18 protein-coding genes and 1 pseudogene are annotated in these 24,766 nt (G+C 55.4%); 3 read left to right on the forward strand and 16 right to left on the reverse strand.

The features are described from left to right. Positions 1-112: 112 nt before the first annotated feature. Positions 113-1,804, reverse strand: a complete 1,692-nt coding sequence (locus F1381_RS19940) for a glycoside hydrolase family 13 protein (RefSeq protein ID WP_151736598.1) — start codon at positions 1,802-1,804, stop codon at positions 113-115. 1,046 nt (positions 1,805-2,850) lie between these two features. Between F1381_RS19940 and F1381_RS19945 the strand changes: the two genes are divergently transcribed. Then, a complete protein-coding gene (locus F1381_RS19945; RefSeq protein WP_187355468.1) occupies positions 2,851-3,165 on the forward strand; it encodes a helix-turn-helix domain-containing protein in 315 nt (104 codons plus the stop codon). Between the two features lie 148 nt (positions 3,166-3,313). Continuing rightward, positions 3,314-4,102 (forward strand): annotated as a pseudogene (locus tag F1381_RS19950) (IS3 family transposase); the annotation flags it as partial. 655 nt (positions 4,103-4,757) lie between these two features. Here F1381_RS19950 and F1381_RS19955 read toward each other — a convergent pair. The 10 genes from F1381_RS19955 to nifB all read right to left on the reverse strand — a co-directional run bounded on the left by F1381_RS19955 (position 4,758) and on the right by nifB (position 15,965). Further along, entirely contained in the window at positions 4,758-5,900 is a 1,143-nt protein-coding gene (locus tag F1381_RS19955; RefSeq protein WP_151736601.1) for a homocitrate synthase/isopropylmalate synthase family protein, read from the reverse strand. Further along, on the reverse strand, positions 5,897-6,649 hold the full coding sequence (locus F1381_RS19960; protein ID WP_151736602.1) for a HesA/MoeB/ThiF family protein: 753 nt from the start codon (positions 6,647-6,649) through the stop codon (positions 5,897-5,899). Before F1381_RS19960 ends, F1381_RS19955 begins: the two co-directional genes overlap by 4 nt. A gap of 34 nt (positions 6,650-6,683) precedes the next feature. Continuing rightward, on the reverse strand, positions 6,684-7,256 hold the full coding sequence (locus tag F1381_RS19965) for a DUF269 domain-containing protein (RefSeq protein ID WP_151736603.1): 573 nt from the start codon (positions 7,254-7,256) through the stop codon (positions 6,684-6,686). Beyond that, positions 7,240-7,647 carry a nitrogen fixation protein NifX gene (nifX, locus tag F1381_RS19970; RefSeq protein WP_151736604.1) on the reverse strand — a complete coding sequence of 136 codons (408 nt, stop codon included), beginning with the start codon at positions 7,645-7,647 and terminating at the stop codon, positions 7,240-7,242. The genes F1381_RS19965 and nifX overlap by 17 nt, the downstream gene beginning before the upstream one ends. Then, positions 7,622-8,950 carry a nitrogenase iron-molybdenum cofactor biosynthesis protein NifN gene (gene nifN / locus F1381_RS19975; protein ID WP_151736605.1) on the reverse strand — a complete coding sequence of 443 codons (1,329 nt, stop codon included), beginning with the start codon at positions 8,948-8,950 and terminating at the stop codon, positions 7,622-7,624. The genes nifX and nifN overlap by 26 nt, the downstream gene beginning before the upstream one ends. Next, positions 8,940-10,301 carry a nitrogenase iron-molybdenum cofactor biosynthesis protein NifE gene (nifE, locus tag F1381_RS19980; protein WP_151736606.1) on the reverse strand — a complete coding sequence of 454 codons (1,362 nt, stop codon included), beginning with the start codon at positions 10,299-10,301 and terminating at the stop codon, positions 8,940-8,942. Before nifE ends, nifN begins: the two co-directional genes overlap by 11 nt. Positions 10,302-10,582: 281 nt before the next feature. Further along, positions 10,583-12,142: a nitrogenase molybdenum-iron protein subunit beta gene (nifK, locus tag F1381_RS19985; RefSeq protein WP_151736607.1), complete on the reverse strand. Its 1,560-nt coding sequence runs from the start codon at positions 12,140-12,142 to the stop codon at positions 10,583-10,585. Next, complete coding sequence (gene nifD / locus F1381_RS19990; protein WP_151736608.1) at positions 12,139-13,596, reverse strand: nitrogenase molybdenum-iron protein alpha chain; 1,458 nt, start codon at positions 13,594-13,596, stop codon at positions 12,139-12,141. The genes nifK and nifD overlap by 4 nt, the downstream gene beginning before the upstream one ends. Positions 13,597-13,721: 125 nt before the next feature. Then, positions 13,722-14,588 carry a nitrogenase iron protein gene (nifH, locus tag F1381_RS19995; RefSeq protein ID WP_151736609.1) on the reverse strand — a complete coding sequence of 289 codons (867 nt, stop codon included), beginning with the start codon at positions 14,586-14,588 and terminating at the stop codon, positions 13,722-13,724. Between the two features lie 6 nt (positions 14,589-14,594). Beyond that, a complete protein-coding gene (gene nifB, locus F1381_RS20000) occupies positions 14,595-15,965 on the reverse strand; it encodes a nitrogenase cofactor biosynthesis protein NifB (protein WP_151736610.1) in 1,371 nt (456 codons plus the stop codon). A 772-nt stretch (positions 15,966-16,737) separates the two neighbouring features. Between nifB and F1381_RS20005 the strand changes: the two genes are divergently transcribed. Beyond that, positions 16,738-17,565: a TerC family protein gene (locus F1381_RS20005; RefSeq protein ID WP_151736611.1), complete on the forward strand. Its 828-nt coding sequence runs from the start codon at positions 16,738-16,740 to the stop codon at positions 17,563-17,565. 425 nt (positions 17,566-17,990) lie between these two features. Here the strand turns inward: F1381_RS20005 and F1381_RS20010 are convergent, their stop codons facing one another. The 5 genes from F1381_RS20010 to F1381_RS20030 form a co-directional block, all read right to left on the reverse strand. Further along, positions 17,991-19,676 (reverse strand): response regulator transcription factor, encoded by a 1,686-nt coding sequence (locus F1381_RS20010; RefSeq protein WP_151736612.1) that lies wholly within the window; start codon positions 19,674-19,676, stop codon positions 17,991-17,993. Then, the gene (locus F1381_RS20015) at positions 19,664-20,965 is read right to left on the reverse strand and encodes a sensor histidine kinase (RefSeq protein ID WP_151736613.1); all 1,302 of its coding nucleotides are present in this window, start codon (positions 20,963-20,965) and stop codon (positions 19,664-19,666) included. The genes F1381_RS20010 and F1381_RS20015 overlap by 13 nt, the downstream gene beginning before the upstream one ends. A 45-nt stretch (positions 20,966-21,010) precedes the next feature. Next, positions 21,011-21,898 (reverse strand): carbohydrate ABC transporter permease, encoded by an 888-nt coding sequence (locus F1381_RS20020; RefSeq protein ID WP_151736614.1) that lies wholly within the window; start codon positions 21,896-21,898, stop codon positions 21,011-21,013. 17 nt (positions 21,899-21,915) lie between these two features. After that, on the reverse strand, positions 21,916-22,821 hold the full coding sequence (locus F1381_RS20025; protein ID WP_150269579.1) for an ABC transporter permease: 906 nt from the start codon (positions 22,819-22,821) through the stop codon (positions 21,916-21,918). 161 nt (positions 22,822-22,982) lie between these two features. Continuing rightward, the gene (locus tag F1381_RS20030; RefSeq protein ID WP_151736615.1) at positions 22,983-24,677 is read right to left on the reverse strand and encodes an extracellular solute-binding protein; all 1,695 of its coding nucleotides are present in this window, start codon (positions 24,675-24,677) and stop codon (positions 22,983-22,985) included. Between the last annotated feature and the right edge of the window lie 89 nt (positions 24,678-24,766).

Genomic DNA, 24,766 nt, shown 5'->3' on the forward strand with positions numbered 1-24,766 from the left:
GTATGGGTGTAGCGTCAGCAAGTTATCGACATTGTAACGCTTTTTCGGCGAAACCTAAAGAAGAGTTGCCAATTCGCCACAGTTCCCACGGCACGGCAACTCTTCGCTGATGTTATTTCCGGCGCTGCAGGTAGACCCGGGCTTCAAAGGGCCTCAGCTTCAGCTCCTGCAGATTCTCCCCTTTGACCGGCGCATAGTTGGAAATCAGAAGCTCCAGCTTCTCCTGTACAAACTCCCCGGGCAGCTCAAAGACCGGCTCACCCTTAAAAAAATTCAGGATCACCAGCAGCCGCTCCTCCTCCAGCGTCCGGCTGTACACGTAAATTTCCGGGTGCTCTTCGAGATGCAGGGCATATTCGCCGTAGACGATGACCTTATGCTTTTTGCGGAGCTCAATCAGCTTCTTATAGTAATGGAAGATCGAATCCGGGTCCTTCAGCGCATTTGCGGCATTGATCTCCTGGGAATTGGCGTTCACGCGGATCCACGGCGTGCCGGTGGTGAACCCGCCCTGGTCGCTGTCATCCCACTGCATGGGGGTACGCGCATTGTCCCGGCTTTTGAGATGGATTGCCTTCATAATGTCGGCTTCAGGCACGCCCTGGTTGCGCTTCTCCTCATAGTAATTGAGCGTCTCCACGTCCCGGTAATCGTCGATCGACTCAAACGCCACGTTGGTCATGCCGAGCTCCTCACCCTGATAGATATAAGGAGTGCCTTCCAGCATGTGGACGAAGGTCGCCAGCATTTTGGCCGAAGGGACCCGGTAGTACAGGTCGTCGCCGAAACGGGACACCGAGCGCGGCTGGTCGTGGTTGCAGAGATAATTCGCGTTCCAGCCCCGGTTATGCAGCACGGTCTGCCACCCGGTAATAATCCGTTTCAGCTCCAGCAGGCTCCAGGGTACCACATCCCATCTGCCGCTGCCCGGCGAAGCCGCATCGAGATTCATATGCTCGAACTGGAAGGTCATATTCAGCTCCCGCCGCCCGTCCCCGACATAATTGAGCGCCTGCTCCGGCCCGAGGCCCGAGGTCTCTCCGACGGTCATGATGTCATAAAAATAGAGCACTTTGTCGTAAAGATTTTGCAGCAGCGTGTGTACATGATCCAGATTCGAGAACATGTCGTAAGCACGCACGGTAGCTGTTCCGCCGGGATTGTCGGCATCGGGGTAGCCTTCTTTTTTGACCAGATGGGCCACTGCGTCGAAGCGGAAGCCATCGATCCCTTTCTTCAGCCACCACTGCACCATGTCGTGCAGCTTGTCGATCACTACCGGATTGTCCCAGTTCAGATCGGGCTGATATTTGGAATACAGATGCAGATAATACTCGTCCGTCTGGGGGTCATGCTCCCACACTGAGCCGCTGAAATAGGATTCCCAGTTGTTCGGCGGCCCGCCGTTTTTGCCTTTGCGCCAAATATAATAATCCCGCTTCGGATTGTCCTTCGAGCTCCGGGACTCCACAAACCACGGGTGTTCATGCGAGGTATGGTTCAGCACCAGGTCCATCATCAGCTTCATGCCGCGCGCATGCATCTCCCGCAGCAGGAGGTCAAAATCGTCCATCGTACCGAATTCCTTCATAATGTCGCAATAATCGCTGATGTCATAGCCGTTGTCATGGTTCGGCGATTTATAAATCGGGCAGACCCAGATCACATCCACACCTAGATTCTGCAAGTAATCAAGCTTCGACAAAATCCCGCGCAAATCGCCGATCCCGTCCCCGTTGCTGTCCATAAAGCTGATGGGATATATCTGATACACGACGCATTCTTTCCACCATTTCGGGTTCACTGCCGCTCCCTCCGCTTCATTCAGTGCTATAGTCAGGTATGCATATATCTTAACCAGACAGCAGGAAATGAATAACAAAGGGCCGCTGGACTGCAGGCTTTGTACTTGTGCTCTAAGGACAAATAAGTATGGGATGGTCAAGTCCTGGATTTATATATTACTCTGTCAGGTCCTGCGCATATCTAAGAATTTGTATTCGATTTTTCGTATACAATCGGTCCGTTTCCCTTGGCACCAGCGTATTGTATTCGATTTTTCGCATACAATTGGCACGTTTCTCCTAGCACCAGCGTATTGTATTCAATTTTTCGCATACAATTGGCACGTTTCCCTTGGCGCCAGCGTATTGTATTCGATTTTTCGCATACAATTGGCACGTTTCCCCTAGCGCCAGCACATTGTATTCGATTTTTCGAATACAATTGGACCATTCACCCGCGCAACAGCACATTGTATTCGATTTTTCGAATACAATTGGCACGTCTCCCCTAGCGCCAGCACATTGTATTCGATTTTTCGAATACAATTGGACCATTCACCCGCGCAACAGCACATTGTATTCGATTTTTCGAATACAATTGGGCAGGTTACCCGCGCTGCAGCACATTGTATTCGATTTTTCGAATACAATTGGACCATTCACCCGCGCAACAGCACATTGTATTCGATTTTTCGAATACAATTGGACCATTCACCCGCGCAACAGCACATTGTATTCGATTTTTCGAATACAATTGGGCAGGTTACCCGCGCTGCAGCACATTGTATTCGATTTTTCGAATACAATTGGGCAGGTTACCCGCGCTGCAGCACATTGTATTCGATTTTTCGCATACAATTGGACCATTCACCCGCGCAACAGCACATTGTATTCGATTTTTCGAATACAATTGGGCAGGTTACCCGCGCTGCAGCACATTGTATTCGATTTTTCGAATACAATTGGACCGGTTACCCGCGCTGCAGCACATTACTCCACAGCCCCCTAATTAAGTTGGAGTCCTCCCCCAAAATGTAGACTTAGTATATGGAGGAGGATGTGCTTAATGGGAAAAATGTCCGAACAGAGAGAGAAGGCTGCACAAGAGGTCTTGTCCGGCATTAAGGCAGCCGTTGTTGCCAGAAAATATGGCGTTACCCCGGGTACGGTGAACCAATGGGTGAGAGATTACCGGGAACAGCATGGTGAACAAGATCATCCCTATCCCCAGGAGCAGGCTGAAGAGCTGAAGCGGCTTCTTGAGGTCGAGCAGAAATACGAGAAGGCCGTCAAAATGTTGGGAGAAAAGGATCTGGAGATCGAGATTCTACGTGAGCTGCTAAAAAAGCCGACCCCTGCTTATCCGAAAAATTCAAGATAGCCGAGATGTTCATTAAGCAGGGGAATTCAGCAGTCCTTGTACTGCGTATTATGGGGCTGTCGGAGTCCACTTGCTATGACCGCATGAAGCGCATGTACCAGTCCCCACAGGCGGCTCAAGGCGGGCGCGGGAGACCCGTTCCGGGTACTCCCTTACGGAGTCTGGGGAGAAGATTAGCGACGAGCAAATCCAGGAATGGCTGCTGGAACTGGTCTCTGGAGAAGAGCACGTGTATGGTTATAAACTGCTTGCGGAATGCTTGTGGAACCAGTACAGGTTGAAGCTGAATCATAAGAAGAGCTACCGGCTGTGTAAGGCGCTGGATATCCTACAGCCACAGCGTCAGAAGCGCTTCAAGCATCCGCGGAAACTGCCAGAGAACCGGGTCATTACAGGACCTAACCAGCTCTGGCAGATGGACATTAAATATGGATATATCGCGGGTTGCGACAGGCATTTCTTCGTACTGAGTATTATCGATGTATTTACCCGTGTCATCGTTGGCTACTACAGAGGATCGTCGTGCGAGGCGAAGCATGCCTGTCAGACGCTTTGGAGAGCCATGGACCATTACTGCACGAATCCTAGCGAACGCCTAGTGATAAGGACCGACAATGGACCACAGTTCGTAAGCCACCTATTCGGAGACATGTGTGAAGGCTCATCGGTAACACACGAACGGATTCCGCCGCGAACGCCGGATCTAAATGCTTTTATTGAATCGTTCCACAGCAACTTAGAGAGAGATCTGTTCGGCAAGGAAGAATTCGCAACGTTCGAAGATGCCTATGAGGCCGTAGACCGTTACATGGATTTCTACAACAACCGCAGAATGCATACGAGCCTTCGCAGAATGCCGCCGGTCAAATTTTTGGAATGGGTCATGAGTTTAGAAGACAGGCTAGAGTCGATTTTATACGGAGGACTCCGGAATTAGGGGGTCGCACCGCAATTGGTCCGTTCCCCTTGGCACCAGCGTATTGTATTCGATTTTTCGCATATAATTGGCCTGTTTCCCTTGGCGCCAGCGCATTGTATTCGATTTTTCGCATACAATTGGCACGTTCCCCCTGGCGCCAGCACATTTTATTCGATTTTTCGCATATAATTGGCCTGTTTCCCTTGGCACCAGCGCATTGTATTCGATTTTTCGCATACAATTGGCACGTTTCCCCTAGCGCCAGCGCATTGTATTCGATTTTTCGCATACAATTGGTCCGTTCCCCTTGGCACCAGCGTATTGTATTCGATTTTTCGCATATAATTGGCCTGCTTAACTTCGCAGTATCACAATGGGCAGGAAAAAGGATCTCTTCGCTAAAGCACATCAAGCTATGGTTTATAGCAATCTCTCAGGATGGCACCATAAATTAAGGTGACGGTGGCAGATATCTCCCCTTGAACCTGCAGGGTGCATCGCACCCCAAAATAAAACAAGCGGCGGAGCGCCTTTGTTCAAGGCGCTCCGCCGCTTGCTCTCTTCTTCACAGTTCAATGTATCCGCAATAGGATGAACAAGATGAACCTATTCACCTTCTCCCATTAACAGCCAATCCCGAACAGCCTGTCCCCGGCGCCTTGCACCAGGCCCTTTACACCACATGCTGGGCCCGCTGCTGATCCTCCATCAGCCACTGCACCAGCATGACCTCCGGCACCGGCCCTTTGTAGGCCTCGGCATATTCCCGCACGCGCTCCAGCAGCCGCACCGCCGTCTCGGCGGTAACGGTCAACCCGCGCTGCTGCAGCGCATGGACCACCGCTCCGCTGCCGGAATGCTTGCCGAGCACAAAATGGTGCGCCCGGCCCACCTCCGCCGGATTAAAGGTCTGATAGGTCATCTGCTCCTTCATTAATCCGTCCACATGGATGCCGGACTCATGCGTAAACGCCAATGACCCGACAATCGGCTTGGCGTCACCGACGCTGCGCCCGGAGGCCGCGATGACCGTGTCGGCCAATCCCTGCAGCAGCTCCGGCTTGACTGCGCTGCGGCCGCCGTACAGATGCCGCCAGGCCATCACCACTTCCTCCATCGCTGCGTTGCCGGTGCGCTCGCCGATACCTGCAACCGTTGTGCTGGCCCACAAGGCACCTGCGGCGATGCCGCTCAGCGTATTGGCGCAGGCCAGGCCAAAATCGTTGTGGCAATGCACCTCCAACTCCACATCGTCCGGAACGGCACCGAGCAGTTCCGCCACCCGTGCGGACATCTGCCCCGGATGATGCGCCGATACCGTGTCGGCATAACGGAACCTCCGCACGCCTTCACGGTACAAGGTGTTCACGACTTCTACAAGATATCCCATCTCCGCTCTGGAGGAATCCTCCATCCCGACCGACACCGTCATCCCGAGCCGCAGGCCGTATTCGGCGGTGCGCTGCAGCTTCTGCAGCCCTTCCGCCGGCGTCAGCCCCAGCTTGCCGTGCAACTGAATCAGCGATACCGGAAGGGAGACATGGCTCCAGTTCACCCCGGTGCTCCGTGCCTTATCAATATCGCCGGTGACCGACCGGTTCCAGGTCATCAGCTTCATCGGAAGCCCCAGTTCAGCAATGGCCGCGATGTCCTCCTGCTCTCGCTTTCCCATGGCAGGGATCCCTATTTCCGCCTGATCTACCCCGCACTCCGACAGCAACTTTGCGATTTCCAGCTTTTCCGCCCTCGTGAATGAAACACCAGCCGCCTGTTCGCCATCTCTGAGCGTCGTGTCGCATAGCTTAAGACTGTTCACGGTGTACCTCCTTCTCCGCAGCAAGCGCAATTCGGATTACGGGTAAGCCCAACGCTGTAACAGGCGAAGTCGAGTGAGCTGAAACGGTGCATTACGCCCGCATAAGTTGTCCCTACCCTTGTAATCCATTTTACGGCTTCCAATGCTGCCAGACAACCCGCAATACCGGAGGTAGCACCCAAAACTGGAAAACCGAGCGGTTCCCACTCCGGTGACTTATCGGGATACAGGCATTCCAGACAAGGCGTTTCACCGGGGATCACCGTCGTCAGTGATATTTCGAAACCGTACATGGCTGCCTCGACCATCGGCGTTCCGGTAGCGACACACAGCCGGTTCAGGGCATAGCGCTCCGGAAAATCATAACGCGCGTCGATGACAATATCGGCGCGCTCCACCCATGGCCTGGCTGTATCCGCTTCAATTCTGGCATTATAGCCCTCAATCTCGACATGCGGGTTCAGCCGTTTCAGATGCGCGGCGGCCGTGCTGATCCGCTCCATCCCGAGATGCTCATGGTCCATCAGGATTTGCCGGTTGAGATCCGGCGGTACAATGATTCCCTCATGCGCCAGAATCAGCCGGCCCACGCCGGCGGCTGCCAAATACAGCGCCGCCGTACCGCCGAGCCCGCCGACACCGGCCACCATTACGGTGGCCTCCGCCAGCGCGCGTTGTCCGCTCTCGCCAAGCAGCTTCAGCTGCCGGGCATACCGCTGCAGTTCCAAACCTTCGGCCAGCTGTTCCATTCCCGTCTCCTCCTGTGCCTGTATATTATGGGTTCTACCCCTCCAGGCTCAGCAATCCGTGGAGGGCTGTTGCATCCTTGTAGTTGTGCAGAAAGACGAGCCCTTCTTCTATGCATTCCACACCGTACCGCAGCAGCTTCTCCTCTGCGATAAACGGGAACGGGAAGCCCGCGCGCAGACTCTTAAGCAAAAGAATCACCCGGCCGGTGTACACCAGCCCCCGGCCAAACCCTTCATGATTAATCTCCGCCGTACTTTCCATCATCGCGCCGCTCTTCTCTTCAATGACGCCGGCGGCAGCCTGAAAGACCAGCGGCACCTGGTGGCGCACCTTCGGCGAGACGGAGCAGTTGAAATCGGAGCTGCTGCGGTCACCCTCGGAAGCCAGGAATTGCCGGGCGACCTTCTCCTGCGGAGAGAGAGCCGCATACCGGCCGAAGTGATCCTCGGCGTCCAGCAGAAGACACAGCCGGCGCATAAACGCCCGGGCCAGTTCTTCATTGAGCGGCTTCGGCTCCCTGCGTTTCGGCCGCTTGCCCGCAGCCGCCCCCGCCGCTGGCGCGCCCTGCAGCTCCATTGCAGAGCTGCCTTCAACCATCGGTTCCATCGGATTCGCCCCTTTCGCCCTGCTCTTCTTCCGCACGCAGCACCTTGGCCAGCCACATCGGCGGCTTGCCCTGCAGCATCTCCACCAGACGCTTCACCTGGTCGTCGATGGGGCTGCCCACCGGCACCTTTACTGGCATAATCTTGCGGCGCGTCACCCGTGCAGCCGCCGATGCGCCAATCTGCATAATGAAGATCAGCGTACAATCCTCGACTGCATCGATCCGGCTGTCGATCTTGCCGGCTTCATCCTGGCTCAGCACCGCCGGAATGCGGCGCATTTCCAGCAGCTCGCCGCCCTGTTTGCTTACATTGTATACGGCGAATACCGGAGCCTGCCCGAAATGGGCATTGACCCGCGTGCCGTCATCTGTGGCGAATGCTACCTTCACGGTGTCCCGCCTCCCTCCGCATGATCAAATTCCCCGCTTTGTTCGTCCATTCCATAGCGCCTCTGTAACCAACCGAGACGGACATATAGGCGCCCAGTTCGTTCCATACCGGAAAGCCCGCGGGCATAAATGCGGCACCGATCCTTTCCGCTCCGTTTATCCCGTGCGAATTGCTGATCCACAAATCGCTTCCTTTGCCCAGCACCTCTGCATCATCCAGGTCACCGACCCACACCTCGCGCTCCAGCCCGGCAACCAGTGGCGTCTCGAAGGAAGCGATAAGCGCCTTCTGCTCCACCCCAAGCTCTTCCAGCCAGCCCGAGACAGCTACCAGATGATCCGGCTCCAGCGCAGCTACCGCCGACATTCCGGCGAACTGGAAGTGGGCGTCCAGCATGCCGTCCAGCAGATTCTCCCGTTGCCAGCAGTAACGCACCGGCACCGGTTCACCGCTGATCTGATGCAGAAAATGCAGCAGCTCATCGGTGGCCTTAAGACCCATCGCGCGGCTGAAGACCTTATACGGCGTGCCAAGCGCATTATGCAGCCGCCGCGCCGGGCGTTCCATGCTGGCTCCGACGGCGATGGTCAGGCCGGACTGCAGACTCTGCAGCATCGAATCCAGCGGTACACCGCCGCGGGTGAGCGGCGAGAAGCCGGTCAGCAGATGCCCCGACAGCGAGGTGGAGGTGTCCGGCAGCGCGATGACCTCGAAGCCGAAGGAGGAGATGATTTCTTTCAGCTCCATGACATCTGCAGGCGTCAGAAACGAACCGGGCAGCAGCGTAATCTGCCGGGTGTTCACCGTTCTTGCGCCCCGGTGCCCCACCTGCTGGATCATCTCGTCCAGCATGGCCTCTACCGTGCTGCTGTAGCCGGACTCCAGCGAACCGCGGAAGTCGGGCAGCACCACCGAGAAGGCCAGCCCGCCGCGCATATTGCGCTCCCGTTTATAGGACTTGAGCATCGTCTGGTAATCCACACCTGCGACATCGGTCAGCTCTGTGCCGATGATCCCGATGATGTCCGGACGGTGCTTGCTCAGCACGACATTCAGCGCCTCCTCCAGGTTGCGGTTGGCGTCGAAGATAACGTCCATCTCCTGCAGCGCCGAGGTCTGAACGGCAATAGGCTCACGGAAATGCCGCGTGAGCAGCGCCTTCGGAAAAGCGGAGCAGCCCTGCGCGCCGTGAATCAGCGGCATCGCCCGGTAACAGCCCTGCAGCGCCAGCACGGCGCCGAGCGACTGGCCGATCTTGATCGGATTAATCGCTGCAGGCTTGGGCCTGCGGTTAACGGTCATACGCACCCTCCTTGTCCCAGGGGGCCGGAGCGGAGGCCAGCTTCCAGATCGGATTGGCCAGCGAATAGGTCAACTCCTTGGCCAGCCGCAGCAGACCCTCGTAGCCGGCGTACGCCTTATGCCGCTCCTGATTAATATCAATGAAGGGAATCTGCTCCTTCATCGCCACATACATATTGCGTCCGCCGGCGATCATAATATCGGCCTTGCGTTCGCGCACCGTCTTGAGAATCCGGCCGGCGCCGCCTTCAGGGATATACTCGGTATCGTCGCCGACCCGGTCGGCGATCCTGCGCACATCATCCTCTGTGCTCTTGTTGGTGCCTACTCCGACAACCTGCACCCCCAGCTCCTTCAGGGCAGAGATCACCGACCAGCTCTTGACGCCTCCGGTATAGAGCACCGCCTTTTTGCCCTTCAGCACTTTGCGGTAAGGCCGTAGTTCCTGGATAAGACGGCTTTCCTCGCGTTCCGTCAAGCGGTCCACCCTCCGCTCCATGTCCCGGTCGTTCATGAGATAAGCCATCTGCCGCAGTGAATAGGTCGTCTCCTTGGCCCCGTAGAAGGAGCCTTCAAAATACGGGATTCCGTATCTGGACTCCATCTGCTTGGCCAAGCCCAGCAGAGCCCGGCTGCAAACGACCATATTCACCTTGGCGCGGTGTGCCCAGGTGAGCTCCCGGTACCGGGCATCCCCCGTAATCCGGGAAGTTACCGGTATCCCCGCGCTGGTCATCAGCTGCTCGATATCCCACATCTCGCCGGCAATGTTGTACTCGCCGATAAGATTTACACCGAGAGGCGCATCCGGCTCCGGTTCACCCGTACCGACTACATACTGCAGCAGAGCGTCGCCGGCCAGCCGGTTGCCGAGATTCTTGCTGCCGACAAAACCCGGGCTGTTCACGGGAATGACCGGCACACCGATCCGTTCCGCCGCCTCCTTGCACACGGCATCCATGTCTTCGCCGATGAGGGCCGTCACACAGGTTGCATATACAAATATTGCCGGCGGCGCAAAGCGCCCGGCAATATAGTCGATGCTCTCTCTCAGCTTCTTTTCCCCGCCGAAAATAATGTCGGAATCGTTCAAATCCGTGGCAAAGCCATATTGCGAGAGTGCGGGGCCGCTGGTGAGCGTACCTCTGCTTTCCCAGCTGTTTCCGGCACAGGCAATCGGACCATGGACCAGATGGGCGGCGTCCATGATCGGCAACAGGGTGATCTGGGCTCCGTCGAAGGAGCAGCCTCCGGCTGCTTCGCCCGGTTTGGGGCGCGGGCAAGCCTTGACTTTGGGAGCATGGCTTCCGCAAGCCTCAGAATCCAATTCTTCTTTGCGCACAGGTTCCATCAGCTTCTCATCTCCTTCCCATAAGGTGGATGCTCATCGCATGCCCGCTAGCATGTAATGAAATGATAATGGCAGGGGATTGCAACAATCCCGGCCTGCCTGGCCCCCGAGCCCACCTGTGGAATCAGGCGAATTGCGGAGCCAGGTACGCCGGGCATTTTTACTTACATTTATTTGAATTGATGTTATTAAGTTTAAAGTGAAATTGCAGAAAATTACAGTAAATTTCATCACTGGCCGGGATCACATTTTCTTTAGGCATATATAAAAGATTCTTCTACCTAACGCACCAGGTCATAGTTAAAGCCGGAGTTGTTGCGGTCCAGCTCATCCAGCACCGTGTTCACGATCAGCGTCAGCAGATTCAGGGCGCCCTGGTAGCCGAGAATCGGATAGCGGTGCATGTGATGACGGTCGAAGATCGGGAAGCCGACCCGCACCAGCGGAACATCCGCATCCTTGGCGGCAAATTTGAGATGCGAGCTGCCGATGGCCAAATCCACCGGATCATTCAGGAGCAGGGAACGCATATGCCACAGGTCATTGCCGATGTACAGTTTCGCTTCCGAGCCATAGGGACTCGCAGCCAGCAGTGCTTCGGCTTCGTTCTTGAATTTCACATCATTGAAATCGACATCACCATTCGAGCAGACGATATGCACCGGCTCCATGCCGGTTTCGAGACAAAAGCCGATCAGACCAATCAGCAGGTCGGGATCTCCCACCAGCGCTACCCGTTTGCCGTGAATGTACGGATGGCTGTCGGTGAGGGCATCCACTACCCGGCCCCGTTCTTCGGTCAAGGACGCTGGAACCGGCAGGCCCGTCAGCTCGCTGATCGCTTCCAGCAGCCGGTCGGTTCCGGTAATCCCGAGTGGCGTCGACAACGCCTGAACCGGCTGCTTCCAGGTCTGGCCGATGTAATCCTGCGTCTTCTTCAGCGTGTACTTCTGCAGCGACAGTGTTGCCAGCGCATTGGCCGCCAGCGGTACATCCGCCAGCTTGGTGCCGCCGTAGTAATACTCATATTCACCGGTAGCCGGAGAATCGTAGTTGCCGCTGTGATCGCCAAGGAAGGTATACTTTGTATCAAAAGCGTCCAGGATCTTGCGGATCTCCGCAAAGTTTCCGGTGTAAGGCTCAAATCCGAGCAGCACATTCAGCTTCTCGCCGGTCTCTTCACCGCTGCCAGGGGCCGCCTGGATGCCGGAACGGTCATACAGATAACTCAAGATACCTTTCATCATGGCATCGTAGCCGGTCGTATGGGAGCCGACGAAGCTCGGCGTGTTGCAATAGGCAACCGGGAAATCCTCGGACACGACACCCTTTTGCCGCGCATTACCGATGAATGCCGAAAGGTCGTCGCCGATAACCTCGGCCATGCAGGTCGTACAGATGGCGACCATCTCCGGTTTATACAGCGCTACGGCATTCTCCAGACCGTCGATCAGATTGCTCATCCCGCCGAATACCGCCGCATCCTCGGTCATCGAAGAGGAGACCGCCGGCGTCGGCTCTTTGAAGTGACGGCTCAGATGGCTGCGGAAGTAAGAGTTGCAGCCCTGTGAGCCGTGCACGAACGGCAGGGTCTTCTCAAAGCCGAGGGCGGCCATAATGGAGCCCAGCGGCTGGCAGGCTTTATGCGGATTGATGACCACAGCTTTGCGGTCGAAATTCTTGGCCATATACTCTGCGGATTTGGAGTAGGCGAGCGCCTCGGCGGTTTCCTGCGCGCTGCAGGGCGCTTCGAATTGTTTCTTGTTCTCCCGTTGCTGCACAAAGCGTTCTTCCGAGAACAGCGAATTATAATCCGGAGCCTCCAGTCTGTCCTTGCTCATATGCTCGCCCCCTCTTTCTGCACTTTGGCCTTCTTCGGAATCAGATTCCACACCGGGCTGTTCACCGTCATATCCATATCCTTGGCAAAAATCTTGAAACCGTCGAAGCCGTGATACGGCCCGCTGTAATCCCATGAATGCATCTGGCGGAACGGAACGCCCATCTTGTGGTACACATACTTCTCTTTCACGCCGGATCCTACCAGGTCGACGTTCAATTTCTGGGCCAGCTCTTCCAGCTCATAGGCTGTCGGATCGTCCATAATGATCGAGCCCTCCTGCATCATCGGGAAGGTCCGTTCGTAATCGTCCTTATGGGCAAATTCATACCCGGAAGCCACGATGTCCATGCCCAGATCCTCGTAGGCGCCTACCGTATGACGGGAGCGCAGGCCGCCGATCATCAGCAGCACTTTTTTATTCTCCAGACGGGGTTTGTATTTAGCGATCACCGCATCCATCTGCGGCTTGTATTTGGCAATCAGCTTCTCGCAGTTTTCCTGGATGGTTTCATCAAAAAGCGCGGCGATGGCCCGCAGGCTCTCATAGGTCTTCGTCGGGCCGAAGAAGTTGTACTCCATCCACGGGATCCCATAGGCCTTCTCCATATGGTCGACCATGTAGTTCATGGAACGGTGGCAGTGGATCAGGTTCAGCTTCGCCTTATGGGCAATTTCCAGCTCATTCAAGGTTCCGTCTCCGGACCACTGGGCAATGACGCGCAGGCCCATTTCCTCCAGCAGGATACGCGAGGCCCAGGCATCGCCGCCGATATTGTAATCACCGATAATATTTACGTCGTAAGGGCCGGTTTCCGCCAGCTCGGCGCGCCCCATCACGAAATCGCGGATTGCATCGTTGGCGATATGGTGGCCGAGCGACTGGCTGACCCCGCGGAAGCCTTCACAGCGTACCGGGACAATCGGCATATCGAGCTCTTTGGCCATCTTCTTCGATACCGCTTCAATATCGTCGCCGATCAGGCCGACCGGACACTCCGACTGCACCGATATGCCCTTGGCCAGCGGGAACATTTCCGTTATCTCTCGCATAATCACTTCCAGCTTTTTGTCACCGCCGAAGACAATATCCGTCTCCTGAAAATCGCTCGTTACCTGCATCGCGGTAAAGTTATCGATGCCCAGTGTGCCGTTGGCATAGTTCCGGCGCGTACCCCAGCTGTACTGTCCGCAGCCGATAGGGCCGTGGCTGATATGGACCATATCCTTGATCGGTCCCCAGACTACCCCTTTGGAACCGGCATAAGAGCAGCCGCGCGGCGTCATGACGCCCGGACGGGATTTGATATTGGACTTCAGCGCGCAGGTACCGCAGGTCTTGGAGTCCTCGGTATTGACCTGATAATGCTTTTGGCGGTCCTTGCGCGCCTTTTGGGGATAGGCTTCCAGCATTTCTTCTACTATTTTTTTACTCGACTCGATATCCAGTCCCATGTTGACCCTCCTTTTCAAGATGCAGGCTGCCTGATGGCTCCTGCGTGTCATTCATTGACCCTCCGGCGGCCTTCCGGTAAAGCTCTCGTCTCTCCACTCCAGCTTTACCGGATCTATGCGGCCGTTTATTGTCCGGAAGCCTGCAGCTTCTTGATTGCCGCTTCTTCGTCTTCAATAACGCCGAATTCCATCAGCAGCTCTTCCAGCTCTTCCATGGAGATCGGGGTCGGAATAGTCAGCATCTTGTTATTGAGGATCTTCTCGGCAAGAATCTCATACTCTTTGGCCTGAGGATGCTCCGGATTGTACTGGGCAACCGTCATTCGGCGCAGTTCGGCATGCTGTACAACATTATTCCGGGGTACAAAATGAATCATTTGCGTATTCAGGCGGCGGGCCAGCTCGGTGATCAGCTCATCCTCACGGTCGGTGTTACGGCTGTTGCAGATCAGGCCGCCGAGGCGGACGCCGCCGCTGTTGGCGTACTTCAGAATCCCGCGGGCAATGTTGTTGGCGGCATACATCGCCATCATTTCACCCGAACAGACGATGTAAATCTCCTGTGCCTTGTTCTCACGGATCGGCATGGCGAATCCGCCACAAACTACGTCGCCGAGAACGTCATAGGATACGAAATCCAGATCCGTGTAGGCTCCTTCCTGCTCCAGAAAGTTAATGGCAGTAATAATGCCGCGTCCGGCGCAGCCTACGCCAGGCTCCGGTCCGCCACATTCGACGTTGATGATATCGCCAAAGCCGGTCTGCAGCACATCATCGAGCTCCAGATCCTCGACGGAGCCAAGCTCCGCTGCCAGATGAAGCACAGTCTGCTGGGCCTTGGTGTTCAGGATGAGCCGCGTAGAGTCTGCCTTGGGGTCGCAGCCGACGATCATAATGCGTTGGCCGAACTTGGTGGCCAGCTGAGCCAGGGTGTTTTGCGAAGTGGTGGATTTACCGATACCGCCTTTACCGTAGAAAGCTATTTGTCTCATGTTTCATCATCCCTTCGATATGTTGATATTTCCAAAATAAGAGCTGTACTTCACACTTTCGAGAATCGCCTCGCGGATATCGCCCTTACGGACAAGCGGCAATACTCCGGCTTTGTTCAGACTGGCCCGGGGAGCTTCCCCGATGCCCGAGCAGAGAAGAATGCGGCAATCACTGAGAATAGAGATAATTTCCTGCAGGGTGACGGCTTTATCGCCGTTGCAATCGGCAGTGCCGTGGCAGTAGGCTTGAATCTTGCGGACACCGATCAGTTCAACCCCGGTACCGTCGGTATCGTAAATCAGAAATTCCGTCGCATGGCCGAAATGCTGGTTGACCTTGTCGCCGCCTCTGGTGGCAACAGCCAGCCGGGTCTTCGGCGTTCCGGCTTGCAGTCCGTTAAGCCGGGCCTGCTTCGCACTTAGCCGCTCGCGCAGCTTGGCGTCGAGGTCGTTCTGGAACAAAGCCCTCGCCTCCTGATTGACGACGGGATCGGCCTCCATCGCTTCCAGCGGAAAATCCCGGTTGCGGTCCTGGCCGAGCAGCCCGATGGCGTCGGCCCGGCACTGGCGGCAGTGGCGCATCACTTTCATGCCATCCCGGCCGATCAGTTCCTGCAGGTTGTGGAGCTCTTTCGGACGGGGCGCTTTGCGCCCATCCTGTTCATACTGGCTTCCCGGCGCGATTATCAGCGGTGTGACGTTGTGCAGCGTGGCCCCGAGCTCTTTTACTCTTTGGGACACAGCCGGCAAATGATGATCGTTGACCCCCGGAATCATAATGGAATTGACTTTGACCAGAATTCCCAGCTGCGCCAGCATTTCCAGCCCTTTCAGCTGCCTGCTGATCAGCAGCTCCGCAGCTTCTCTTCCTTCATACCGGACCCCCTCGTCGAATACCCAGGGATAAATTGCGGCCCCGACATCCGGATCAATCGCGTTGATGGTAATCGTCACATGACGGATGCCCAGCTCCACAATTTCATCCACATGCCGGTACAGCGTGAGGCCATTGGTGCTGAGGCACAACGCCACATCCGGGACATGCTGCTTCACCCTGGCGAACGTATCGAAGGTCTCCTCCGGGTTGGCGAGCGGATCGCCCGGACCGGCGATGCCGACGACCGACAGCTGCATAAGCTGTGCGGCAACTCCCTTGACCTTACGTTCCGCCTGCTGCGGCGTCAGCACCTCACTGACTACACCCGGCCTGCTCTCATTGACACAGTCGAACTTGCGGTTGCAGTAGTTGCACTGAATGTTGCAGGCGGGAGCAACCGGGATGTGCATCCTGGCATAAAACCGGTGAGCTTCCTCGCTGTAGCAAGGATGGCGGCTGAGTTCCCCCTCCGCTTCATCTGATAGACACGTCGGCTGCATGTTCCCACCTCCTGAAAGTTTTGTGGAGCCTTACTTCTGTGTTTTCGCTTCGCAACAAAACTCGCTTCGGAAGCCTACACTTTGTTTTGCTTGGCGATGCTTCCGTGGCTTTTGCTTCGGGCAAAACTCACTTCGGAAGCTCTTCATGATCCTTAACGGCGAGTATCTGCAGGCACTGGAGGTTTATGTTATTTTACTTAACAACAACCTCGCTTGACCGCTTGAATTAGTTTCATCATATTTTTAAATATCGGCACCGTCAATTACACAGCAGCTTAAAAAGCCCTGAATTTCCTTATGTTTGCAGTATCGCCACAAGAGATGTTATCTTATCTAACCTTTATATATCATGGTTCCGTTTCCATTATCGGTCATTTATCCATTGATATTTGTTCTCACAGGCATTGACATTAGCTTTCGGCTCATATATGATACTTTTTAGATTTATCCAATCATCATATCCCGTAAAGGGGAGTAGCTGCCAGGCAGAGATCATCCTTCTTGGAAGAGAAGGAGAATTTGTATTTCTGCATGTAATATAAGCGGGGCCACCGGTTACCATCGCGCCTGCTTGTATGTAAATAAAGTCGTCAGTACGAGAGCTGATCCTCTCCGGCTTTATTGGCAATGTTCCATTGTTAGCGAGACCTTTACCAATCAGGTTAGCCTCTGTAAGAGGTTGGTCTGTTTGGTAAAGGTCTTTTTTATTGACTTCGGTTCACGCTAAGGTGGTCCGAAATTATATTGATATCCGAAAGAGGGGAAGCTGGTCATGGATTGGGGATTATTATTGGAGTATGGATGGGTGCTGCTCGTCCTGGTGGCTCTGGAAGGACTGCTGGCCGCCGACAACGCGCTGGTGCTGGCGATTATGGTCAAGCATTTGCCGGAGGCGGAGCGCAAGAAGGCGCTCTTTTACGGACTGGCGGGTGCTTTTGTATTCCGCTTTGGTTCACTGTTTATCATCTCTTATCTCGTCGATATCTGGCAGGTACAAGCCATCGGAGCGGTTTATCTGCTGTTTATAGCGGGCAATCACATATTCCGCAAGCTGCTGTTTAAGAAGCCCGTTACGGAAGAAGCGAACGAAAGCGGCACAGCGGCTGCAGTCGAGCCCAAGAAGGGCGGCTTCTGGCTTACTGTACTGAAGGTGGAAGTGGCCGACATCGCCTTTGCGGTAGACTCTATTCTGGCTGCTGTCGCATTGGCTGTGGCACTGCCGCCAAGCGGCATGGGACATATCGGCGGTCTGGACGGCGGGCAGTTCCTCGTTATTTTTGCCGGCGGATTCATTGGACTTATCATTATGCGGTTCGCCGCTTCGTTCTTCGTTAAGCTCCTGCATTCCCGCCCGGGCCTGGAGATTGCCGCATTCTTCATCGTCGGCTGGGTCGGCGTCAAACTGACCGTCATAACCCTGGCGCATCCGTCGCTGGGGGTTATCGCCGAAGATTTCGCCCACAGCACCGGCTGGAAGGCCAGCTTCTACATCGTACTGGTTCTGATCGCCCTGATCGGCTGGTTCATGAGCGGCAAGTCGATCGAAGCGCATAAGAGTGAGAATCCGGTGCGCGAAGTTGATCAGCAGCTTGGCAAATAATTTATGGAAAGGTATAGGACCAGGCACCGAAACGGGGCTTGGTCCTATATTTTTTAGAATAGGCATGTGCCGAAGGAATGGTTGCAAATTAGGAGCAAAAATTGCCTCTAATTTTGGTTGTCACTCGGACTCAGGAAAATAAAGGAAAAACCTACCTCTAATTTCTCGCAAACGGCCCATTTGGCTAAAATCCACTGAATTAGAGGAAGAAAACGCCACTAACCTGCTGAAAATAGACTTTAGGCGAAGATTAGAGGCAGAAAATGCCTCTAAATCAAAATAAGCCTATCCCAGTGTTCTAGAGGGTGACCGAAGCGCATGCGTCCGGGCCATAACACCCATACTAGAGGGAATTCCCCCTCTAACATCTGTTGTATCAAAAAGACCCCAAAAGCCGCATGCGGCATTTGAGGTCTTTTGCTTGCTCAGGCATTCGGCTGCCCCGCCATTCTGCGCTGTTCACGGAATTCCTGCGGTGTGCAGCCGGCAGTCTTCTTGAAGAAGCGGAAGAAATAATGCTGGTCGCTGAAGCCGAGCTGGGCGGAGATTTCATGCATTTTCAGCGCCGTTCCGAGTAAGAGCTCCTTGCTCAGCTCCACCTTCTTCTCCAGAATGTAATCCGAAATCCCCTTGCCCGTCATCCGCTTGTACCAGCGCGATAAATATGACGGATTCAGCGATACCTCCCGGGCAATCCGGGTGAGCGACAGGTCATCAGCCAGATGGGTCTTGATATATTGGTGGATCACCTGCAGGATGCGCGACTCATCATGCCTGGAGGCGGCGCTGCGTCTGGAGACGATCCAGGCAAAAGCGGAATGGTAATAAGACACAATCTCCGGCCAGGGCGACTGGACTGTAAAATACAGCATCCGCGACAAATCGGTCTCTGTTCGCGCCGCCTCCAGCAGGCCCAGCTCCTGCAGCGTCTGGATCAGGCTGGCGCTGATCGCCGACAGCAGCCTTTGCCGGTGAAAAGGGTCCTCCGGGCCGCCTTCACCGGCGGCACGGGCCCATTTGCGGAAAGCGCCTCCCCAGTCGCCGGCGCCGGATTGCAGGCCCTGCTTCAGCTGCTCCAGCAGCAGGTCCGAAGCGGCATAGCGGTCCTGCAGCTGCGCCGGAGGGGCGGCGCTTTCGCGCAGATCCAGCTTCAGCAGCTTCTCCATCCCGAGCCCGGGGCTCTCGTGCACGGCAAGCCGCAGCCGGTTGATGCCCGGCCCCAGCTCCTGCCAGGCCAGCGTATGCTCACTGGCGAAGACCGACACGGACAGCTGCAGGAACTTCCCGCAGGACTGCTGGATCGATTCCAGCGTCCCGTGCACGAACCGCAGCGTCCGGGCCCACTGCTCCTCCTCGGCCGCTGCGCTGAACGCCGGCTCTGCGGCCTGCAGCTGGACCAGGCACACAATCGTGCCCGTGTCCAGAGCGATGGCCTTCACCACAGCCTTGTCGCCCAGCAGCTCCTCGGCGATGTTCGCCGCTGCATAGCGGAGCAGACCGCGGTCGGAGCCCGTCTCGGCACTGCGCCAGGTCTCGATGCGCAGCAGCACCGGCAGCACCTGCCGGTCAGCACGGAACGGCAGCCGGATCGCATCGAACTCTTCCTGCAGCTGCTTCCGGTCGCTCCGCTCCGGTCCCCGCAGAAGCTCCAGCAGCGACTGCTGCTGGAGATGGGGCAGTGCGCGGGGCAGCTTATCGCGCAGCCACTGTGTCCGGTAGAATTCCTCTTCTTCGGCCGCAATCTGCTCCAGCGTCCGCATGACGGCAGTTCGGATGCTCTCCATCCCCTCGGTCTTGAGCAGATAATCCACCACACAAGGGTTGCGGATCGCCTGATGGGCGTAATTAAACTCATCATGGCCGGTCAGGAGAATCACCTTGCAGCGCGGCCAGCGGTCGACAATTTCCTGGATGAGCTGCATTCCGTCCATGCCGGGCATACAAATATCGCTAAGCACAATATCGATTTTGACCGTATTCAGCCACTCGATGGCATACGCCGCAGAGTGCACCTTGATAATTTCCAGTTCCGGAAGCTCCGCTTTGACAAAATATTCATAAAGCCCGTCCAGTATGATCGGCTCATCGTCAACGATCATCATTCGCTGCATCCGGGCACACCTCCCGTCGCCGGTATGATAACCCTTACACAAAGCCCGCCAAGCTCGTCGGAGAATTCCTTGATCAGCTCCGTGTTCTCCACCTCGGCCATTTGCTTGATGGTAAAGAGGCTGTTGTACAGGAAATGAGGCGTGATCTGCGATTGCAAATGTTTGAGCTCCGCCTCGCCCGTGCGGATACGCTGAACGTAATTCTCTTCGATGAGCGTGTGTAAGTGCTTCAGCATCTCATTGAACCGGGAATACAGATACCCGAACTCATCCCGCCGGGAATGAGTAATGGACAAGCCGGTCTGCCCCTGCTCGGCTTTCTTGAAGCCGCGGATCAGAATCGACATCGGCCGGTGAATGGTCCGGTACGTCCAGAAGGAGAACAGGATGACCGTCACCACCGACACTGCGCTCAGCAGCCACAGCAGCATTTTGTAAACTTGAATCGGCTTCATCAGCACCGTGTTGGAAATGTTCGTGGTCAGCCGGAAATTGTTCACATGGTCGTACAGCGAATAATAGGCCGAGTCGGCGGTCCGGAAGCGTTCGATGCTGACAGTATCCTCCCCGGGCTGCGGCTTCCCGGCCGGAAGCAGCTCCGGCAGCTGCTCGGAGGAGGACAGCACATATTCGTTACCCGTTCCGAAGGCCAGTGTTATGGCGTTTCCGCCCGAGGCCGCAAATTCCTTCAGCCGCTTCTTCAATTCATCCGTAGACAACTTCACGCCCAGCAGAAAATTAGGCGGCACATTGCTGTCCAGATTAAACGGATTACTGCGCAGCAGATACAGCCCGCCGCCATACTTGGAAAGCGCGCCGTTCAGATTGCCCATCGTGGCCAGGAGAGAGCGCCATTCCAGCTCCGGGTCGCCGGTGATGCCGTCTGCGGCGCTGACCTTTTTGCCGATCTGCGGAACATAGTAGACCACATCCCCGATGTAGGGGCTGGTCTCTTTGATCTGCTTCAGCTTTCCGTAGATCGTATTGAGATTTGAATCCACCTCGTACTGCGTCATTATTGGAATACGTGTGCTGAAGGTGGAGAACGCTTCGTCCAGCGAATATTCCGTCACCAGTGCAGTCATACGGCGCAGCTCAAATTCCAGATGACTGTAGTAGAAATGCAGCTTGGACTCATTGGCGCGCTCCACCTCCGCCTGCATTTGGTTGGAGCTGTAGTAGGTAGTAGAAATGCTCAGGGCACACAGCGGAAGCATGACCAGCAGGAACGCGCCGATCAGCTTGACCACAATCGAATTCGGATTCCAGCGGGGCCATAACATTTTCATCGGGTCAACAACCTCTTGGAGTCAGGATGGGGTAGCCATACCAGTTTAACCCTTGACGCTGCCGACGACCAGCCCATGCACGAAATATCGCTGCAGAAAAGGATAGATCGCCAGAATCGGCACAATGGACAAAAAGATCTGCGACGCCTGCGTCGTCCGGTCGGAAATCTGGCTTAGCAGCGCCGCCTGCTCCAGCGTCACCATATCATTCGATACGTTGGCCCGCTGCAGCATGGATTGCAGATAAGTCGCCAGCGGATAATGCTCGGGACTGCGCATATAAATCATGCCGTCAAACCAGGCGTTCCAGTGGCCGACCAGCGAGAACAGGGTGACCGTGGCGATGCTGGGCAAAGAGACCGGCAGATATACACTCCACAGCGTACGCAAATGTCCGGCTCCGTCCATCCAGGCGGCTTCTTCCAGTTCCTTCGGCAACCCCCGGAAGAAATTGAGCATCAGCAGCACGTTAAAGATCGGCACCGCCCCCGGCAGTACCAGCGCCCAGATACTGTCGAGCAGGCCCGCTTCCTTGACCACCAGATAGCCGGGAATGAGGCCGCCGCTGAACAGCATGGTGAACACGAAAATCCAGGCGTACACCGTCCGGGAACGGAAGGTTACCGCTTCCTTCGACAGCGGGTACGCCACCAGCACCGTAAAGATCAGGTTAACCGTAACCCCGAGCACAACGCGCAGGCCGCTGGTGGCGAAGGAACCGAGGAACAGGTTATTGTCCAGCATGTAGCGGTAAGAGGATAAGGTGAATTCCACCGGCCAGAGTGTGACTCTACCGGCTTCCACCGCCTCGCTGGAGCTGAAGGAGATGGCCAGAATATTGACAATCGGGAACAGGCACAGCAGGGCAAGCACAGTCAGGAACACATAATTCAAGCGCTGAAACCAGCGGTAAGCCGTCGTCATATGATGCATACAGTCCAGTCCTTTCTCTAGAAAATCCGGTATTTAGCGAAACGGTACGCCAGATAATAACCGAGGCCGATGAATACGAAGGATACCACGGATTTAATGAGCCCGAGCGCGGTGGATACCGAATACTGGGCGTCCTGCATGCCGATGCGGTAAATCATCGTATCCAGAATGTCGCCGGATTCATAGACCAGCGGGTTGTACAGGTTGAAGACCTGGTCAAATCCGCCGTTCAGTACATTGCCGAGACTGAGGGTCAGCATCAGAATCATAATCGGCCGGATACCGGGCAGCGTAATATGCCAGGTCTGCTTCCAGCGGCCCGCGCCGTCGATGACAGCGGCTTCATAGAGTGATGTGTCGATGCTGGTCAGTGCGGCCAGATAAATGATCGTCCCGAAGCCGAATTCCTTCCATTGGTCGGTAATGACCAGCACGTAAGGGAACCAGCTGTTCTCGGCGAGGAACTGGATCGGCTGCATGCCGAACGCTTTAAGCACCATGTTGACGAGGCCGCTGCTTGGCGACAATACGTCGACAATAATTCCGGCCAGGATGACCCAGGAGAAAAAATGCGGCATATAGATAACCGTCTGAATCGTCCGCTTAAACCCGCCCACCCGCACCTCGTTCAAGAGCAATGCGGCGATGACCGGCACGGTCAGTCCGGCAATGATTTTCATGACTGAGATAAATACGGTGTTCCATACGACCTGCTTGAAGCCGGGAATATCGAATAAATAATGAAAGTTCTCCAGGCCCGACCAGTTCATCTGCTTAAACCCCGCGATCGGGGAGAAATCCTGAAAGGCAATAATGAGGCCCGCCATCGGGATATAGCTGAAAATAATGACCAGCACAAGCGCCGGCAGAATCATCAAATGCAGCGGAATGTTGCGTAAGAATTGCTTCGGTTTAAAATGCATCGGCTGTCTCCTCCTTGTATCCTGATTATAGAACAGCGCTTTTTGGCCTTTATAGTGGAGCCTGTTGACATCGGGTATCTTCTGTTGACTTTGCGGGGATCTCATCCCATAAAAAGAGACCGTCCAGCCGTATTCCGGCCGGACAGTCCCGTTTACTCCCGCTACTGGTTCGCCTTGACTACTTCATTGACTTCCTGCGTGATCTGATCCCCGCCGAGCTTCTTCCAGTCCTCCACGAACTTGTCGAAGGCATCGACCGGCAGGCTGCCGTAGATAATCTTTATAAAAGTCTCCTGTCGCAGCTTGTCGAGCGTAGCCGACTTGCTGTTCATTGTCTTGGTCGGCGCATAGATGAATTCGTTCATGACGATCAGATCGTTGTCACGGTAGTATTTGATAATCCCCTGCGAGCTGAGCGGCCCAAAAATACGTTCCATATTCCATTTATCGAGATTTCCGGAACGGTAATCCATAATATCGTCATAGAACAGCTTGGCTTCGAGGCCCATCTTGGACGTGTCGCCGGAATTGATGGCGGCTTCGACTTCTTCCTGGGCTTTCACGTTCTTGTTCGCCGGAAGGTTCGATACCACTGCATTCTGGAAGCCGAGACCGGTAAGACCAGTGTTGTATTTGGCGCGTTCCGCATCAGCCGATTCGCCGAACATTTTCTCCGCCTGGAAGTTGAGCAGCTTGACCAGCGCTTCCGGATGCTCATAGCCCTTGCGGACCGCGTAGATGCCTCCAAGGCCGAGATGGTTCTGCGTCTTCGCCGGCTGGTCGTCGATCGATTGCACCGGATAAGGCACCCAGTTGACGCTCTGATCCTGCTTGATCATGCCCATGACCTGGAACGGCGCCCATTGCGGCAGGAACATAATGCCCGCTTTGCCTGCGTTGACAGCTTCTACTCCCTTAGCGAAATCCTTGACCCCGAATTCCGGATCAAGTACACCCTCTTTGTACAGGCGCTGCAGTTCCGCGAGTCCTTCCTTCACTTCCGGCTGGATCGTACCGTTCACAATCTCTCCGGCATCGTTCTTGATCCAGGTCTCCAGATAGGCATGGTAGCCCAGCAGGAACGCGTTGATCGGCAGGTCCTTGTTCATCATAATGCCGTAGGTATCCTGTTTGCCGTTGCCGTCCGGGTCCTTGAAGGTAAAATCTTCGGCGATCTTGATGATATCCTGCATCGATTTCGGCTCCGCGAGCCCCAGCTTATTCAGCCAGTCTTTGCGGATCCAGATCATGTCCGAGGAATCCAGCGAGCCCGGGAAGCTTGCAATCGCATAAAGCTTGCCGCCCTTGGTTACCGGCTTCAGCCCGGCGCCGTCTTCTTCGGCGTAGAAGCTTTTCACCAGATCAGAGGCATATTTATCGAATGCTTCGGTCAAATCCTCCAGCATTCCTGCCTCGTGCAGCTGTTCAAACTGCACCATATCGACTTTGAGCAGGTCCGGCAAATCGCCGCTGGCCATCGTTACATTCATTTTGTCCCTGTAGTTGGCATCGGCAACGATCCAGTCGTAAGTAACTTCAATGCCGAGCTCGTCCTTATACCCTCTGGTCCAAACATTGTTGGCATGTGTGTCGCCTTCCGCCAGCGTCTCTTTGCCGGTCTCATTCATCGTCGAGCGCAGCTTGATCGGCGGGTCGTATTTGCCCAGCGGGTCCGCCGGCGCATCCGATGGAGTGCTTGTGGCCGCCGCATTGGCCGCCGCCGTATTCTCCGCGCTTTCCTTGCTGCCGTTGCCGGCGTTATTGCCTGCATTGTTGCCGCCGGAGCAGCCGGTAAACACTAAAGATAATGAAAGGACTGCAGCCCAAAGGGGCAGTGTTGTTCTCTTATTCCACATCTGATGAACCTCCCTTGTTTTCTACATCCTTATTGTATAAAGAAAGCGCTGACAGATGCGAGTGGAATGCGTTTACATTCTGTATCTTT

The sequence above is a fragment of the Paenibacillus tengchongensis genome (assembly GCF_008973665.1).
Taxonomy (GTDB): Bacteria; Bacillota; Bacilli; order Paenibacillales; family Paenibacillaceae; genus Paenibacillus_AQ; species Paenibacillus_AQ tengchongensis.

Coding starts and splice junctions, on each gene's coding strand:
- F1381_RS20015 (WP_151736613.1), bottom strand. CDS start 20,965: ATGAAAATGTTATGGCCCCGCTGGAATCCGAATTCGATTGTGGTCAAG.
- F1381_RS20020 (WP_151736614.1), bottom strand. CDS start 21,898: ATGCATCATATGACGACGGCTTACCGCTGGTTTCAGCGCTTGAATTAT.
- nifK (WP_151736607.1), bottom strand. CDS start 12,142: ATGAGCAAGGACAGACTGGAGGCTCCGGATTATAATTCGCTGTTCTCG.
- F1381_RS19945 (WP_187355468.1), top strand. CDS start 2,851: ATGGGAAAAATGTCCGAACAGAGAGAGAAGGCTGCACAAGAGGTCTTG.
- F1381_RS20010 (WP_151736612.1), bottom strand. CDS start 19,676: ATGCAGCGAATGATGATCGTTGACGATGAGCCGATCATACTGGACGGG.
- F1381_RS20030 (WP_151736615.1), bottom strand. CDS start 24,677: ATGTGGAATAAGAGAACAACACTGCCCCTTTGGGCTGCAGTCCTTTCA.
- nifN (WP_151736605.1), bottom strand. CDS start 8,950: ATGACCGTTAACCGCAGGCCCAAGCCTGCAGCGATTAATCCGATCAAG.
- nifD (WP_151736608.1), bottom strand. CDS start 13,596: ATGGGACTGGATATCGAGTCGAGTAAAAAAATAGTAGAAGAAATGCTG.
- nifB (WP_151736610.1), bottom strand. CDS start 15,965: ATGCAGCCGACGTGTCTATCAGATGAAGCGGAGGGGGAACTCAGCCGC.
- nifH (WP_151736609.1), bottom strand. CDS start 14,588: ATGAGACAAATAGCTTTCTACGGTAAAGGCGGTATCGGTAAATCCACC.
- F1381_RS20025 (WP_150269579.1), bottom strand. CDS start 22,821: ATGCATTTTAAACCGAAGCAATTCTTACGCAACATTCCGCTGCATTTG.
- nifE (WP_151736606.1), bottom strand. CDS start 10,301: ATGGAACCTGTGCGCAAAGAAGAATTGGATTCTGAGGCTTGCGGAAGC.
- F1381_RS19965 (WP_151736603.1), bottom strand. CDS start 7,256: ATGGAACCGATGGTTGAAGGCAGCTCTGCAATGGAGCTGCAGGGCGCG.
- F1381_RS20005 (WP_151736611.1), top strand. CDS start 16,738: ATGGATTGGGGATTATTATTGGAGTATGGATGGGTGCTGCTCGTCCTG.
- F1381_RS19960 (WP_151736602.1), bottom strand. CDS start 6,649: ATGGAACAGCTGGCCGAAGGTTTGGAACTGCAGCGGTATGCCCGGCAG.